The 14534-nt window shown below is 70.6% G+C and carries 14 protein-coding genes; 3 read left to right on the top strand and 11 right to left on the bottom strand.

Annotated elements, in window-relative coordinates; all coding sequences use genetic code 11:
• Positions 1-45: 45 nt before the first annotated feature.
• From MWM08_RS03520 to phaR, 4 genes are all read right to left on the bottom strand, one after another.
• Entirely contained in the window at positions 46-1272 is a 1227-nt protein-coding gene (locus MWM08_RS03520; protein ID WP_244458091.1) for an NAD(P)/FAD-dependent oxidoreductase, read from the bottom strand.
• Positions 1273-1399: 127 nt separating this feature from the next.
• Positions 1400-3031: an ABC transporter substrate-binding protein gene (locus MWM08_RS03515; protein ID WP_244458090.1), complete on the bottom strand. Its 1632-nt coding sequence runs from the start codon at positions 3029-3031 to the stop codon at positions 1400-1402.
• Between the two features lie 194 nt (positions 3032-3225).
• Entirely contained in the window at positions 3226-3690 is a 465-nt protein-coding gene (locus MWM08_RS03510) for a helix-turn-helix domain-containing protein (RefSeq protein WP_423816010.1), read from the bottom strand.
• Between the two features lie 73 nt (positions 3691-3763).
• A complete protein-coding gene (phaR, locus tag MWM08_RS03505) occupies positions 3764-4378 on the bottom strand; it encodes a polyhydroxyalkanoate synthesis repressor PhaR (RefSeq protein ID WP_244458089.1) in 615 nt (204 codons plus the stop codon).
• Positions 4379-4698: 320 nt separating this feature from the next.
• Between phaR and MWM08_RS03500 the strand changes: the two genes are divergently transcribed.
• Positions 4699-5991 (top strand): alpha/beta fold hydrolase, encoded by a 1293-nt coding sequence (locus MWM08_RS03500; RefSeq protein WP_244458088.1) that lies wholly within the window; start codon positions 4699-4701, stop codon positions 5989-5991.
• A 57-nt stretch (positions 5992-6048) separates the two neighbouring features.
• On the top strand, positions 6049-7221 hold the full coding sequence (locus MWM08_RS03495; RefSeq protein ID WP_244458087.1) for an acetyl-CoA C-acetyltransferase: 1173 nt from the start codon (positions 6049-6051) through the stop codon (positions 7219-7221).
• Positions 7222-7601: 380 nt separating this feature from the next.
• Here the strand turns inward: MWM08_RS03495 and MWM08_RS03490 are convergent, their stop codons facing one another.
• Both MWM08_RS03490 and MWM08_RS03485 read right to left on the bottom strand, forming a co-directional pair.
• Entirely contained in the window at positions 7602-8453 is an 852-nt protein-coding gene (locus MWM08_RS03490) for a class I SAM-dependent methyltransferase (RefSeq protein WP_244458086.1), read from the bottom strand.
• A gap of 79 nt (positions 8454-8532) precedes the next feature.
• A complete protein-coding gene (locus MWM08_RS03485; RefSeq protein ID WP_244458085.1) occupies positions 8533-9504 on the bottom strand; it encodes an acetamidase/formamidase family protein in 972 nt (323 codons plus the stop codon).
• 147 nt (positions 9505-9651) lie between these two features.
• Between MWM08_RS03485 and MWM08_RS03480 the strand changes: the two genes are divergently transcribed.
• Positions 9652-10620, top strand: coding sequence for a Bug family tripartite tricarboxylate transporter substrate binding protein (locus tag MWM08_RS03480; RefSeq protein WP_244458084.1), 969 nt, complete (start codon positions 9652-9654; stop codon positions 10618-10620).
• Between the two features lie 6 nt (positions 10621-10626).
• On the opposite strand, the gene MWM08_RS03475 is transcribed toward MWM08_RS03480, so the two are convergent.
• From MWM08_RS03475 to MWM08_RS03455, 5 genes are all read right to left on the bottom strand, one after another.
• On the bottom strand, positions 10627-11373 hold the full coding sequence (locus tag MWM08_RS03475) for an aspartate/glutamate racemase family protein (RefSeq protein ID WP_244458083.1): 747 nt from the start codon (positions 11371-11373) through the stop codon (positions 10627-10629).
• A 122-nt stretch (positions 11374-11495) separates the two neighbouring features.
• Positions 11496-12539, bottom strand: coding sequence for a magnesium/cobalt transporter CorA (gene corA, locus MWM08_RS03470; RefSeq protein ID WP_244458082.1), 1044 nt, complete (start codon positions 12537-12539; stop codon positions 11496-11498).
• Positions 12540-12582: 43 nt separating this feature from the next.
• On the bottom strand, positions 12583-13293 hold the full coding sequence (gene mtnC, locus MWM08_RS03465; RefSeq protein ID WP_244458081.1) for an acireductone synthase: 711 nt from the start codon (positions 13291-13293) through the stop codon (positions 12583-12585).
• A gap of 59 nt (positions 13294-13352) precedes the next feature.
• Positions 13353-13898: a 1,2-dihydroxy-3-keto-5-methylthiopentene dioxygenase gene (locus MWM08_RS03460; RefSeq protein WP_244458080.1), complete on the bottom strand. Its 546-nt coding sequence runs from the start codon at positions 13896-13898 to the stop codon at positions 13353-13355.
• Complete coding sequence (locus MWM08_RS03455; RefSeq protein ID WP_244458079.1) at positions 13895-14506, bottom strand: methylthioribulose 1-phosphate dehydratase; 612 nt, start codon at positions 14504-14506, stop codon at positions 13895-13897. Before MWM08_RS03455 ends, MWM08_RS03460 begins: the two co-directional genes overlap by 4 nt.
• Between the last annotated feature and the right edge of the window lie 28 nt (positions 14507-14534).

The raw sequence follows: 14534 nt of genomic DNA, 5'->3' as shown, positions 1-14534 counted from the left end.
GGTGCCGGACGCGCCAAACGGACACCCAGGCGCGGCGAGCCTGCGTCACCGCACGCCGAAGATGTCCGCGTCCGGATCGGCCAGGCCCAGCAGCGCACGGCTGATCATCTGCGCCGCGATCATGCTGAAGGTGATGCCGTTGCCGCCATAGCCCATCGCCGCGTAGCAGCCCGGCATGTCCGGCACCGCGCCGATCGCCGGCAGCCCGGTGGCGCTCTGACCGAAGCATCCCGCCCAGGTGAAGTCGGGCGTCCAGTCCACCCATGGCATCAGCTTCGCCGCCTTGGCCTGCAGCCGCGCGACCTTGCGCGGGATCAGCCGGTCCCGGCGTTCGTCGTCGGAGAATTCCTCGTCCTCGCCACCCAGGATGATGCGCCCGTCCGGCGTGCTGCGAATGTAGAGGTATGGGTCCGCCGCTTCCCAGATCAACGAGCGACCCGGCCAGATGGCATCGGGCTGCGGCCGCGTGGCCAGCGCCCAGGTCGAGATGATGGAATACCCGCGTGGACGCAGCGCGGGGGAAATCTCGTAGCCTGTCGCATGCACCACGGCGCGTGCGCGGATGGTGCCACCCTCGGCCGTGGTCAGGCGCAGCCCGCCGCGGCGCGGCGCGATGTCGGTGATCTCGATCGGCGCGAAGGCCTGCGCGCCGCGCGCCAGCGCCGCACGCCACAGCCCGCGCGTGAGCCGCGCCGGATCGGCCTCCGCCGCACCCTGCGACACGATCGCGCCAGGCCGCGCAAGGCCGCTGAGCTCGAGCAGCGCATCACGCCCGATGTATTCCGACCGCAGCCCGATGCGCGCGCGCGCCTCGGCTTCCTCCCGCAGCGCGGTGGCGTTCAGCACATTGCCGGGCAGATAGATCGTGCGTCGTTCCTGCATGCCGCAGCGCAGGTTGAGATCCGCCACCCGTGCGCGCAGCTGGTCGACCGCCGCGGCCGACCGCCACCAGGCGCGCGCCGCGCGTTCGCGGCCGATCTTGCGCGACAGGATGGTCAGCGGCTGGTCGATCTCGAATTGCAGCAGCGCCGTGCTGGCGGGGGTGGAGCCGACCACGAGGCCACGCCGGTCGAACACCGCCACGCCGCGCCCCGCCTGCAACACGGCATCGGCGATAAGCGCGCCGGAAATGCCGCCGCCGATGATGGCGACATCGACGGACAGGCCGTCGGTTTCGACATGGGTCCGCGGCGCGGCTGCGCCATCGGCAAGCCAGACCGGTGTGCCGGTGCGCAGGTCGCGCGCCGTCGAAGGCTTTCGGGATGTTGCCATGACCAGGGCAACGCCGATCACGGGCAAGGGTTGCGCGCGATGCCCGCCGCCGCACCGCGCGGCGCGCGGCAGGGCGGGCACCAACGCCGTCTCGGAATGCGCCGCGCGGCGCATTCCGAGACGTCGGTCAGGTGCGCATCGTGATCGGCGTCAGGTCCTGGAACCAGGACTGCGCCTGCACGAAGCCCTGCACGCGTCGGCTCATCGCCCGCGGGTTCAGGTCGTGCGCGACGAACAGGAACAGCCGGTCGTCCACCGCCTTCGCATGCAGTTCCGCCAGCAATGCATCCTGCGCCGCCGGTTCGAAGGTGATGGAAAGCCGGTCCATGATGCCGTCATAGCCAGCGTCGCTGAAGAACCCCCAGTTGTTCGACGCCGGCGGCGCCATCTCGGTCTTGAGGAAGCGCACCAGCGCCGCGAACGGGTCGTGCACCGAATAGGACACGTTGATGGCGGTGATGCCGCGCGGGGCCAGCGCGCGCGCACCCTCGCGCCACAGGCCGAGCAACGCGTTCCATTCCACCACCTCGAAGTCGATCTCGATGCCGACCTCCTTGAGATTCTGCTGCACTGCCTCGTTCATCGGCAGCGGCTGCATCTGGCCCGAGCCCGAAGGCGAGATCGCGACCTTCGTGCGCAGCGGATTGCGCGAGGTAAAGCCTGCCTCGGTCAGCAGCCGCCGCGCGGCGGCCACGTCGGTGCGCACCGGGTCGGACGGGCGGCCATGCCAGGGGTGGCCAGGCGGCAGCAGCCCGGCGCCTTCCACCATCAGGTCGCCGAGCATGGACTTCATGCCCGAGCGGTCGACCGCCAGGTTCGCCGCGCGACGCACCCGGATGTCGCGCCAGGGCGATCCTTCGATCATGGAAAAATGCCAGGTCCAGGTGTGCGGGTAGGTGTTGGTCACGATCTGGAAGCCAGCCTGGCGCAGCGAGGGCACGGCGTCGGGCGGCGGTGCCTCGATGAAGTCCACCTGGTTCGATCGCAGCGCGGCGACGCGGGTATTGGCCTCGGGCAGCGGCAACAGGACCAGGCGTTCGTGCTTCGGGATGCGCGCCGCGTCCCAGTAGTCGGGGTTGCGCACCAGCACCGCGCGTTCGCGGATGCTGAAGGATTCCATCTTATAGGGCCCGGTGCCGACCGCGCGGTTCAGGAAGGTGTCCCAGTTGCGCCCCGCGGCCTCCCAGGCGCCGCGATGGGTGATGCCGATCCAGGTCAGGCCGAAGGGCACCAGGCTGTCGGGCGTGCGGGTCTCGACGATGAAGGTCTTCTCGCCCTCGGCGCGCCAGGACGCGATGGTGGGCATACGGATGCGCGCCTGCGCGGCGGCGCGGTTGTCGAAATACGGCGAGTCGTTGCGGAAGGCGCGGTCGAAGGAGAAGGCCACGTCCTCGGCGGTCATCACCTTGCCGTCGTGGAACTTCACGCCGTCGCGCAGCGTGATGATCCAGCGCTTCGAATCGGCCGGGTCGACGCGCCAGGCGGTGGCGAGGCCCGGGCGGATCACCGGCGGCTTGTCGAAGGACGACAGGTCCCACATGGCGAGCTGGTCGTAGAGCGTGATGCCCATGAAGCGATGCCCCTCGGCACCCTGGTCCGGCACGCCATTGGGCAGGGGCACCGCCGAGGCGGTCATGCCGACGCGTAGCGTGCCGCCGGGTGCGGCCTGCGCCAGGGCGATGTCGTAGGGCAGCGCGACGGCCGCGCCGAACGCGGCACCCCCGCCCAGGAGGTGGCGGCGGCTGAGGGAAGACGGCATCAACGAAAACTCCGCGAAGGATGGGCCCGACCCGGGCTTCTACGCGGGCACGACCGGCCCGTGGGGCGCCGGGCGTGAATTGGCGTGCGCATGGGCAGGAAAACTGTGGTCTGCCCAATATCCCTGCGCTGCGTGCACGAAAAAACCGCCCGCGGTGGCCCGGGGCGGTTCGTTCGGCGTCGTGCGGCGCGTGGTCAGTCGTCGCGGTCGCGCTGCGCGGCCTGAGACTGCGCCGCCAGGGCGCGCGCCATCTGGCTCAGCGCTTCCTGGTGCTTGTCGTTGTCGATCAGCGCGAAATTGCGCGCGAGTTCGAGGAACATGCGCTGACGCGTCGAGACCGGCTGGGCCTCCGCGCCGGGCTGCAGGCCCTCGAAGAAATAGGAGACGGGCACGTCGAGCACCTGAGCGATCTCGAACAGGCGGCCGGCGGAGATCCTGTTCAGCCCGCGCTCGTACTTGTGCGCCTGCTGGTAGGTCACGCCGATCATCTTCGCGAGCTGCTGCTGCGACAGGCCGAGCATCGTGCGGCGTTCCCGGATGCGGGCACCGACGTGATGGTCGACCAGGCTCGCGCGCTGGATCGAGGCGTCGTCATCCCCGAGCATCTCGGGGGCCGACATCTGGGGACTTGGGGTCAAGGTCATGGCGTCGTTGCCCACCCTAACGCGGAAAAGGTGTAACGGAAAACAAGTTTCTCTACTTATGCGCGTATCACACGATCGTCATCCGTCCCTATGGCTTTGCGCGAACGCTGCGCAGACGCGCCAGTTCGTGGCGCAGGCTCTCGACTTCGGCCTTCAGGGCGTCGACCTCAGGGGCCGGCGCGGGGCCGCCATCCTCGCGACGCCCAAAGGGGGCGAACAGGCTCATGGCGCGTTCCATCATCGCCATGTTCTGCTTGCCCAGTTCCTCAAGATTCCCGAAATTCGACGGGAAGGGTATGAAACCGCCCATGGTCTGTTCCATGGTCCGGCGCATCTGGTCCTGCTGCCGGCCGAAGGATGCCATCGCGAATTCCAGGTAGCGCGGCACCAGGCCCTGCAAATTGTCCCCGTAGTAGCCGATCAGCTGGCGCAGGAAGGCGGTGGGCAGCAGGGATTGCCCGACCTTGCTTTCTTCCTCGACGATGATCTGCGTCAGAACGGAACGCGTGATGTCGTCGCCGGTCTTGGCGTCGTAGACCACGAAGTCGCGTCCCTCGCGGACCATCTTCGCGAGGTCGTCGAGGGTCACGTAGGACGAAGCCTCGGTGTTATACAGCCGCCGGTTCGCGTACTTCTTCACCACGACGGGAGACGACGCCGCCTCCCCGCCCTTGGCCGCGCCAGCGGCCGTGCTGCCCGCCATCGACATACGTTTCGCCCTATCCTCAACGCGCAAGTCTAGCATGCACTGGACGCAACCGCGAAAGCCGCAAAGTGCAACGCAGCGTCCCGCCCACCATCCTGACCGTTCCGTCCGGCCCCGCCCAGCGCTATGGTCCGCCCCGCGAGGAACCCCGATGGAAGGCCCTGAGGATTTAGACCGCCTCGCGGAGGACTGGATCGCGCTGTGGCAAAGCGAGATCGCCGGGCTGGCGGCCGATCCGGAACTGGCCGAGCAATGGGCTGCCTGGGCTGCGCTCGGCGCGGCATGGATGCGTGCGGCCACCGCCATGGTGCCGCGCCATGGCGCCGCCGCGCATGACCGGGCCGCTGCGCCGGCGTGGCCCCCGCCCCCTGCCCCTGCACCTGGGCCTGGCGGGGATGCGGGCGCTGGCCGCGACCAGCAGCCTGGGCGCGACCCTGCCGACGACCGGCCCGGGCCTGCCGCCGAGCCCGGCCGCGCTGCCATGGCCGACCGCCTGGCCGAACTGGAACGCCGGCTGGCCGATCTCGAAGGCGGGCCAGGCGGAACGGGGGCGAATCCTCGCCGATCTCGCCGCCGGCGGCCACCGGCCTGAGGCACTGGCGCGCGCCGTCGTGGCGCGGCTGGCGCGGGCCGACCGCGCGCTGATCGCCGGCATGGCGGGCTATCGCCGCCACCCCTTCGCGCGCGAAGCGCCCGACCCGCCGGTCATCTGGACCGAGGGCGGCTCGCGGCTGCTCGACTTCGGCGGCGACGGGCCGGCGGTGCTGTTCGTGCCATCCCTGGTGAACCGCGCTTATGTGCTGGACCTGGTGCCGGAACGCTCCCTGATGCGGTGGCTGCCCGGGCAGGGCTTTCGCACTTTATTGCTGGACTGGGGCTGGCCGGGCGAGGCGGAGCGCCACTTCACCCTGACCGACTACGTTGCCGGGCGGCTGGAACGCGCGCTGGCGGCTGCGCCGGGACCGGTGGCGCTGGCGGGCTATTGCATGGGCGGGCTGCTCGCGATCGCGGCGGCGCTGCGCCGGCCGGACCGGGTGCGGTCGCTGGCGCTGCTTGCCACGCCCTGGGATTTCCACGCCGGGCCGGACGCGCCGCGCCGCGCGCGCACGGCGGCCGCGCTGGTGCCGGGGCTGGAGACGCTGATGGAACCCACCGGCGCGCTGCCGGTCGATACCATCCAGTCACTGTTCGCCATGCTCGACCCCTTCGGCGTGGCGCAGAAATTCCGCGCCTTCGCGCGGCTGAACCCGGACAGCGAGCGCGCCCGGCTGTTCGTGGCGCTCGAGGACTGGCTGAACGACGGCGTGCCCCTGCCCGCCCCGGTGGCGCGGCAATGCCTGGCAGGCTGGTACGGCCGCAACGAGCCGGGGCGGCTCGCCTGGCGGGTGGCCGGCCAGGTCGTGGACCCCGCCGCCTGGGCCGGCCCGGCCTTCGTGGCGATCCCCGAGCGCGACCGCATCGTGCCGCCGGCCAGCGCGGCCGCGGCGGCGGCGCGGCTGCGGGGCGCCACGACGCATATCGCCGCGGGCGGGCATATCGGCATGGTGGCCGGCGCCGGGGCGGAAAAGGCGCTCTGGCAGCCGCTGCTTGCATGGCTGCGCGGCTTGTAATCCGCCACCCCCAGGGCGCATGTTGCGCCGCAAAGCCCCAAGGGAGTTCCCCCAGTCATGACCGATATCGTCATCGCCTCGGCCGCCCGCACGCCGGTCGGTGCCTTCAATGGCGCCTTTGCCTCGATGCCCGCGCATGCGCTCGGCACCATCGCCATCAAGGCCGCGCTGGAGCGCGCCGGGATCGAGGGTGGCGACGTGGACGAGGTGATCCTCGGCCAGATCCTGTCGGCCGGCGCGGGGCAGAACCCGGCGCGCCAGGCCTCCGTCAACGCCGGCATCCCGGTCGAGCACACCGCCTTCGGCATCAACCAGCTGTGCGGATCCGGGCTGCGCGCGGTGGCGCTGGCGGCCCAGCAGATCGCGACTGGCGATGCGAAGATCGTCGTTGCCGGCGGGCAGGAGAGCATGACCCAGGCGCCGCACGCCCAGCAGCTGCGCGCCGGGCAGAAGATGGGCGACCTGGCGCTCATCGACACCATGCTGCGCGACGGGCTGATGGACGCCTTCCACGGCTACCACATGGGCAATACCGCCGAGAACGTGGCGCAGAAGTTCCAGATCACGCGCGACGAGCAGGACGAATTCGCCTTCAACTCCCAGCGCAAGGCCGGCGAGGCGATGAAGGCCGGCCGCTTCGCCGACGAGATCGCCGCGGTCACCGTGAAGGGCCGCAAGGGCGACGTGGTGGTCAGCAGCGACGAATACCCCAAGCCCGAGACGACCCGCGAAATCCTCGCCAAGCTGCGTGCAGCCTTCAACAAGGACGGCACCGTGACCGCGGGCAACGCATCCGGCATCAACGACGGCGCCGCGGCGCTGGTGGTGATGAGCGCGGACGAAGCGGCGAAGCGCGGAATCACGCCGATGGCGCGCATCGTCTCCTGGGCGACCGCGGGCGTTGATCCGTCGATCATGGGGACCGGGCCGATCCCGGCCTCGCGCAAGGCACTGGCCAAGGCCGGGTGGAAGCACGAGGAACTCGACCTGATCGAGGCCAACGAGGCCTTCGCGGCGCAGGCGATCGCGGTGAACAAGGACCTCGGCTGGGATACGTCGAAGGTGAACGTGAATGGCGGCGCGATCGCGCTGGGGCACCCGATCGGGGCCTCAGGCGCGCGGGTGCTGACCACCCTGCTGTTCGAGATGCAGAAGCGCGGCGCCAAGAAGGGGCTGGCGACGCTGTGCATCGGGGGCGGCATGGGTGTCGCGATGTGCGTCGAGCGGTGACGCTCGCTGCGTAGATCGATCGGCGAAGGTTGCGCCGGGAGGGCTCTGCGCTCCCGGACCCTCCCGCCAAAGGCCTAAAGGCGTCTTGACACCTTGATATTCTAGGTTTTTGGTCCTTTAGTGGTGCCGCGGGCTGAACGCATCGGCAGGGTGCGGCGGGTTGGTCATGCGTCCGGTCTGCAAGCGGATCGATACGCAGGTTAGGCGCGCCCCAGGGCAGCAGTAAGCGAGTCACGTCACAGCGAGGATGCCGGTGCCGCGCCGGATAGCGCCGCTGCCCCGCCCTCGGCCGGCGGCAATGACGGCAGCCCCCTGGTGTCGCGGGCATCTTCCCCTGGTCGGATGGAACCATCCGACCAGCATCTGTCGACGCGAGTCGTTCAGGCCTTCAGCAGCACCACCGTCTCGTGCGGCGCCACACCGGGCGGCGTGCGGGCGATCGCGACGGTCGCGAAGCCCGCCGCCTGCGCATCCCGCGCCCAGGCGGCGTCGTCGCGCAGGCGCAGGAAGAAGGCCGGGCCCTGGAAGGGGTCCTGGCCCGGCAGCACGACCCAGGACAGGCAGGCGAGCCCGCCGAGGGACGCATCCGGCACCTGGCGCACCAGCAGCCAGGCGCCGTCGTCGAGCGGCGCCTTCATGTGCTGCAGCCAGCGCCCTTCCAGCGCGGCCGGCGCGTCCAGGTCCTGCTGCACCAGCACCATCCCGCCCGGGCGCAGCACGCGGCGGAATTCGGCCAGGGTGGCGGCTTCGTCGGCGGGGTTGAGGAAGTAGCCGAGCGAGTTCCACATGTTCAGCACCAGGTCGATACTGGCCGTGGCGACCGGCAGGGCGCGCATGTCGGCGGCGGCGTAGCTGGCGCTGCCTTCGGTACGGGCGGTGCGCAGGTAGTCAGGCTGCAGGTCGAGGCCAGTGACCTCGAGGCCCTGCGCCGCCAGTGCGTTCGCGTGGCGCCCGGTGCCGCAGGGGATGTCGAGGATGCGCGGGCGGGCTGGCAGGTGTTCGGCGATGACGGTGCGGATCGTGTCGATGTCACGTTGCGTGCGTGCCGCGGGGTTGCCCGCGAAGCGGTCGGCCAGCGCCGCGTAGGCCGGGCCGAAATACTGCCGTGGCCAATCGGGATCGGGGCGCGCGGCGGCCAGGAAGGTCCTGTCGTCGCAGGACCAAAGGTGGCGGGCGCTGTCCGTGTCGGTCCTGCGGAAGTTGCTGGAGAGGTCTTCGAGCAACCGGTTCATAGCTGTTGAGTGTCCGCGGTCCAGGGGGCCGCAGCCCCCTGGCGGGTGGGTCCGGGAGGGCAGCGCCCTCCCGGCGCGTTCAGAACAGCAGCCCCTTCTTCAGCATCCCATGCACCCCCTTCTCCCCGTTCACCGTCTGGGTGACGTGGAAGTCCACCGCCAGCGAGCAGAACTGATAGGCGTCGGCGTCGGACAGGTTCGTGCGCGAGCAGATGAACGCGATCATCTCGCGCAGCGCCTGCTTCATCGCGAGGTCCAGGTCCTCGTTCATGCCCATGGTGATGTAGTGGGTGCGCGTCTCCGCGCGCGGGAATTTCAGCACCGGGTCCTTGGCGCCGCCCCCCTTCACCAGGGACAGGCGGAAATGCCCGGTCAGGCAGATTTCCAGCGCGTTGATGCAGACCTCGCCATCGCCCTGCACGCCGTGGCCGTCGCCGGCGGAGAACAGCGCGCCCTCGTTGAACACCGGCAGGTACAGCGTGCTGCCCTCGGTCAGTTCCTTGTTGTCGAGGTTGCCGCCGATGGCGCGCGGTTCCTTGGTGTTGATCATGCCCCAGTCGGCCGGGGGTGCGACGCCCATCACGCCGAAGAAGGGTGCCAACGGCAGGTCCATCCCGCCTTCCTTCGGGCCGAAGGGCAGCTTGCAGGTCATCGCGGCGCGGTCGACCGGGATGTGCAGGGTGCGGCGGTAGGGAAAATCTTCTGGCAGCGTGCCGAACAGGGGGCGGAAGCCGCAGAAGCCCCAGTCGGCGCCGAGTTCGATCTTCTCGATGTCGATGCGCAGCGCGTCGCCGGGCTCGGCGCCGCGCACCGCGACGGGGCCGGTGATGACGTGCGCGCCCAGGCGCGGGAGCTTCGCGTGGACCTCCCGCAGCACGGGGTGCACCGCCATCATCTTCTCCTGCGGCGGCATCACCTCCGGCCCGCCGGAGAGGCATTCCAGGATCACCACCTGGCCAGGGTCGATGGTGGCGACGGGCGGGAAGGACGCGTCGAAGGCGCCCCAGCGGATGGTGTCCAGCGATGCGGCAACGCGGGTGGGTTCGCTCATGCGGGGCTCCTTAATGTCCCGCCGATCCAAGCAGGAATGCTGCGCCGCGCAAACCGTCCAATGCCGGCTTGCGGCCCCGGGCAGGACCGGTAACGTCGAGGCAAAGCGCCGCCGCACGGTTCACCGGGACACCAGCCAGGGGGCTCCATGCATCCCACCACCCGCCGTGCCTTGTTCGGCGCCGGCGCGCTGCTCGCCGCCGCGCCCGCCTTTGCCCAGACCGCCCTGCCCGACCGGCCGCTGCGGATGATCCTGCCGGTCGGCCCCGGCGGGTTGACCGATGCGGTCGGGCGCATCCTGGCGGAGCAGATGGGCGCGGCGCTCGGGCGCACGGTGGTGTCGGAGAATGTCGCGGGCGCGGGCAGCACGCTCGGCGCGCTGGCGCTGCTGCGCGCGCCGGCCGACGGCATGACGCTGATGACGGCGACCAACAACCACCCGGTGATGAACCTGCTCTATCCGAGCTTCCAGCACGATCCCGCGACGGCCTTCGCGCCGGTCGCGCTGGCGGCGCGGCAGACCTTCATGCTGGTGGTGCACAAGGACGTGCCGGCCACCGACATGCCGGGGCTGATAGCCTGGCTGCGGCGCGAGGGGGCAGCGGTGAACCTCGGCGCCGGCACGCCCGGCACCACGAATGCGATGGCGGGAGAATTGCTCAAGGCCACGCTGAACCTCGATTTCACCATCGTGCCCTACCGGGCGATGGCGAATATCGTGCAGGACCTGATCACTGGCCGCACGCAGATGATGATCGACACGCCGACCGTGCTTCGGCCGCTGGTGGACTCCGGCGCGGTGCGCGCGCTGGCCACCACCGGGGCGCAGCGCGGCGCGCCGGATCCATCGTTGCCGACGATGATCGAGGGTGGCGTGCCGGGCTTCGACGTCAGCGCCTGGCAGATCATCTATGTGCGGGCGGATACGCCGGCGCCGGTGCTCGCCACGCTGCGCGCCGCCGCGCGGGATGCGCTGGCCAATCCCGCCACGGTGGAGCGCCTGGCGCGGATCGGCGTGGACACCTGGCCGGACACGTCGCCCGAGGCGGCGCAGGCGCATCTGCGCGCCGAGATCGAGCGCTGGGCGCCGCTCGCCGCGCGCATCCGCGCGGGGTGAGCGCGGCTATCCGGCACCGTCGAGCCGGGCGGCGAGCGCTGGGTCCACGCCCGTCACGCTGCGCTTGCCCGGCGGCGCGAAGCTGCCCAGAGCCGGCTTGCGCAGGCCGAGCCGCGCCAGCCCCTCGGCCAGCACGACGGCGGCGCTGACGCCCTCGATCACCGGCACCGGCACCCGGTCGGCAATGCGCGCGGGCATCCCCGCCATCACGGCGCCGATCAGCACGACGGATTCCGCGAGGTCCTCCTCGGCCAGTTGGCAGGCGGCGGTGGTGATGGCGCGCGCGCTGCCCTCGAGGTCGCCATAGACCGCGCTGGCATCGCTGCCGAGGGCGCGGATGCCGGCCAGGCGCGAGCCCAGCCCATAGCCTTCCACCATCTCGCGCATCACCGCGCCGGTGCGGGTGGAGGAGACCACCAGGCCGAAGCGTCCGCCCGTGAGGTTCGCCGCATGGATGGCGGATTCCGTCAGGCCCACAACCGGCACCGGGAGCATCTGCTTGATGGCGCGCAGGCCGCTGTCGATGGCGGCGGCGACGATGACGGCATCGCAGCCCTCGGCCTCGCGCGCGACCAAGGCCAGGCTGGCGTAGTCGCCGACCACCATCTCCATGCGGCTGCCGATCACCGCGGCGCCGAAGCCGGCGGTCACCGGCTTGATCTCGGTGCCCGGGGCGGCGGTGGCGCGCGCGGCGGCGGCCATCAGCGCGGTGATGCCCTCGGTGGTGTTGGGGTTGGCCAGCAGGATTCGCATCGCGGGGGTCCTCGTGGGCTGGTGCATGCGGCGTTCGCATCCGCTCCCGCCGCCTGCCCTGGCGCATTGATGTGCGAGCAGCCTAGCGCGTTCAGTTCATTCCGTCCGAACGCGATGCCGCGCTACAGCCAGCCCTTCCTGCGGAAATACAGCACCGGAAGGATGGCGCTGACCACCATCATGCACAGCGCGATCGGATAGCCCGCGGCCCAGTCGAGCTCCGGCATGAACTTGAAGTTCATGCCGTAGATGCTGGCGATCAGCGTGGGCGGCATCAGCGCGACCGAGGCCACGGTGAAGGTCTTGATGATGTTGTTCTGCTCCACGTTGATGACGCCGAGCACGGCATCGAGCAGGAACTGTGCCTTGGCATTGAGGAAGGTCGCGTGCTCGACCAGGGAGCGCACGTCGCGCACCAGCGTCTTGATCAGCGGCTGGTGTTCCTTGCGGACGGCAGAGGCCTTCTCGGCCCCCACGAAGGCGAGGATGCGATTGAGGCCGAGCAGGGTTTCCGAGGTGCGCGTGGTGACTTCGCCGACCTGGCCGAGCGTGATCAGCGTTTCCTTCATCTGGTCGCCGCGGCGGTTCGCCTTGGCGTCGGGCCGCGCAACGCGGAAGGTGCGCTGGGAGGCACGGTCCATGTCGGCGGCAACGCGTTCCAGGATGTCGGCCAGGCGATCCACGATCTGTTCGAACAGGTGCAGCATCACCGCATCGGGCGAGACCAGCAGCGTGGTGGGCTGCTTCTGCGCGCGCACGCCGAACACCGAGAAGGCCTTGGGCGTGGCGTAGCGCACCGTGACCAGCGTGGTGTTGGTCAGCACGAAGGAAATGGCGGTCGACCCGTATTCGCCGTTGTCCACGCCGTAGAGGAAGTTGGCGGTGAGAAACAGCGCGTCATCCTCCCGGTACAGGCGCGAGGAGCTCTCGATCTCCTGCATCTCCTCGCGGGTCGGGATCTCGAGGCGCAGCGCGTCCTGCACCGCCTTCTCCTCGGCCAGGGTGGGGTTCAGCAGGTCGATCCAGACCGCGCGGCGCAGGTTGTCGGGGTCGCAGGCCGCGGCGGCGGCGGCGCGCGCATCCTCGGGCAGGACGGCAGTGATGTCGGAGACGGCGCCCTCGCGCAGGCGGCAGCGGCCGTCCTCGACCGTCCAGGTCGTGAGCATGGCGGACCTCCGCGCGCTGAGGGTGACAGGGGTGCGGCCGGTTCTACCGGGTTGCGACGGGCGGCGCCACAGGCGCAGGCAGGGCATAGAGGCGGGCCACCGCCGGGAAGTCGGCGGCCTGCACGTGGCGCGGGCAGGGCTGTGTGCCGTCTGCCGTGCGCACGAGCTGGCAGCCGCGCAGGCCGGCGGCAGCAGCGGCGTCGAGCTCCTCCGCCACGTCGGACAGAAACAGGATGTCGGCGGGCGGGATGCCGAGCGTGGCGGCAATGGCGGCGTAGGATGCGGGGTCGCGCTTGGTGCCGACCGTGGTATCGAAGAAGCCGGCGAAGACCGGCGTCAGGTCGCCCGCGACGGAGTGGCCGAACAGCAGCTTCTGCGCCGGGACCGACCCGGAGGAATAGACCGCGAGTGTGACCCCCGCCTGCGCCCAGGCGCGCAGGCAGGACGCGACGTCGGGCCAGAGGTGGCCGTGCAGGCGGCCATCCTCGTAGCCGGCGCGCCAGATCAGGCCCTGCAGGGACTTCAGCGGCGTGACCTTGGCATCGGCCGCCATCCAGGCGCGCAGCGTGGCGCGTTGGTCCGGCCCAGGCACCTCGGCCAGGATGGCGGCGACCTGCGGGTCATCGCCCTGCGCATCAAGGAAGCCGTCCAGCGCGGCCGCCGCGAAGGGGAACAGCGTGTCCTTCACGAAGGCGATGGCGGTGGTGGTCCCCTCGATGTCGGTCAGGATGCATTCTGGGCGCGGCCGATTCACGCCCCCGGTGCTCGACGCCTGCGGCGCCTGAGCCTTTCGGCGATCGGACGCGCGGGCGCTCACGCCGCCTCGACCGTGACCGGGACGCGCGCGGCGATGTCGGACCCCGTGTAGTGCGGCGTCCAGCCGGTGGTGTCGGTGAAGACGCGCAGCGCCGTGACGTGCGGGACCTCGCCGGCATCGAACCAGTGCTTGGTGTTGGCGGGCACCGAGATCAGGTCACCGCGGGTGCAGTGCGCGTCGTAGATCCTGCCGTCCACATGCATGACGAAATTGCCCGCACCCTCGTGGAAGAAGCGGACCTCGTCCTCGGTGTGGATGTGCTCGGCGTTGAACTTGGCGCGGATCGCGTCCTTCTGCGGGTGGTCGGCGGTCAGTCGGATGACGTCGGCGGTGCCGGCCTTGCTCTCGCGCAGGAAGGCGTCGAGTTGCGGGCGATAGGCGGCGAGCACGGCGTCGGCCTCGGCGCCGGCGGGCAGGTCGGCGAGCGGCCAGCGTTCGAAGCGCACGCCGATCGGCTTGAGCGCCGCGGCGATGGCCACGGGGTCCTCGGTGCGCAGCGTCTCGGCGCCGGTGGCGGCGTCGCGGATGGTCAGCAGGCTCATGGCGTGCGTCTCCCGTCTTCGAGTTCACAGAGCAGCATGAATTCCAGCGCCTCGAGGCGCATCAGTGCGGCGTCCATGTCGGCACCCCAGACATAGACGCCGTGGCAGCGGATCAAGTAGCCCGGCGGGGCATCCGGTGTCGCGTCCCACAGCGCATCGAGGCCGGCCTGCATCCGCGCGATGTCCTGGTCGTTGTCGACCACGGGCAGGTCCGCCGCCGTGTCGTGCGTCGGACCACCGGGGAAGGCCTTGAGCAGTTCGTAGCCGGCCAGGCGGATGGCGGACCCCGCGCGGCGTGACAGCACCGTATTCGCGACGGAATGGCCGTGCAGCACGGCGCCGGCCCCGGGGAAGCGGCGGTAGATGCCGCAATGCAGGAGCGTTTCGTAGGAGGGCCTGGCACCCGGGTCGAGCGGCGCGCCGGCGGCATCCACCCGGATCACGTCGTCGGTACCGAGGAAGCCCTTGTGGCAGCCCGATCGCGTCACGGCGATGGTGCCATCGGCCAGGCGGGCGGAGAAATTCCCGGCCGTCGCGGGCACCCAGCCTTGCGCATCCATGCGCCGGCCGGCCGCGACGATGGCGGCGGCTGCCTCCGCGAAGGTCATGGCGACGATCCCCCCGGAACGGCAAGGC

The sequence above is a fragment of the Roseomonas fluvialis genome (genome assembly GCF_022846615.1).
Lineage (GTDB): Bacteria > Pseudomonadota > Alphaproteobacteria > Acetobacterales > Acetobacteraceae > Neoroseomonas > Neoroseomonas fluvialis.
This window is presented reverse-complemented; position numbering and strand designations above follow the sequence as displayed.

Excerpts from the sequence above, each read along its gene's own strand:
- MWM08_RS03520 (WP_244458091.1), bottom strand. The coding sequence starts at position 1,272 with ATGGCAACATCCCGAAAGCCTTCGACGGCGCGCGACCTGCGCACCGGC.
- MWM08_RS03515 (WP_244458090.1), bottom strand. The coding sequence starts at position 3,031 with ATGCCGTCTTCCCTCAGCCGCCGCCACCTCCTGGGCGGGGGTGCCGCG.
- phaR (WP_244458089.1), bottom strand. The coding sequence starts at position 4,378 with ATGGCGGGCAGCACGGCCGCTGGCGCGGCCAAGGGCGGGGAGGCGGCG.
- MWM08_RS03500 (WP_244458088.1), top strand. The coding sequence starts at position 4,699 with ATGGCGCCGCCGCGCATGACCGGGCCGCTGCGCCGGCGTGGCCCCCGC.
- MWM08_RS03495 (WP_244458087.1), top strand. The coding sequence starts at position 6,049 with ATGACCGATATCGTCATCGCCTCGGCCGCCCGCACGCCGGTCGGTGCC.
- MWM08_RS03490 (WP_244458086.1), bottom strand. The coding sequence starts at position 8,453 with ATGAACCGGTTGCTCGAAGACCTCTCCAGCAACTTCCGCAGGACCGAC.
- MWM08_RS03485 (WP_244458085.1), bottom strand. The coding sequence starts at position 9,504 with ATGAGCGAACCCACCCGCGTTGCCGCATCGCTGGACACCATCCGCTGG.
- MWM08_RS03480 (WP_244458084.1), top strand. The coding sequence starts at position 9,652 with ATGCATCCCACCACCCGCCGTGCCTTGTTCGGCGCCGGCGCGCTGCTC.
- MWM08_RS03475 (WP_244458083.1), bottom strand. The coding sequence starts at position 11,373 with ATGCGAATCCTGCTGGCCAACCCCAACACCACCGAGGGCATCACCGCG.
- corA (WP_244458082.1), bottom strand. The coding sequence starts at position 12,539 with ATGCTCACGACCTGGACGGTCGAGGACGGCCGCTGCCGCCTGCGCGAG.
- MWM08_RS03460 (WP_244458080.1), bottom strand. The coding sequence starts at position 13,898 with ATGAGCCTGCTGACCATCCGCGACGCCGCCACCGGCGCCGAGACGCTG.
- MWM08_RS03455 (WP_244458079.1), bottom strand. The coding sequence starts at position 14,506 with ATGACCTTCGCGGAGGCAGCCGCCGCCATCGTCGCGGCCGGCCGGCGC.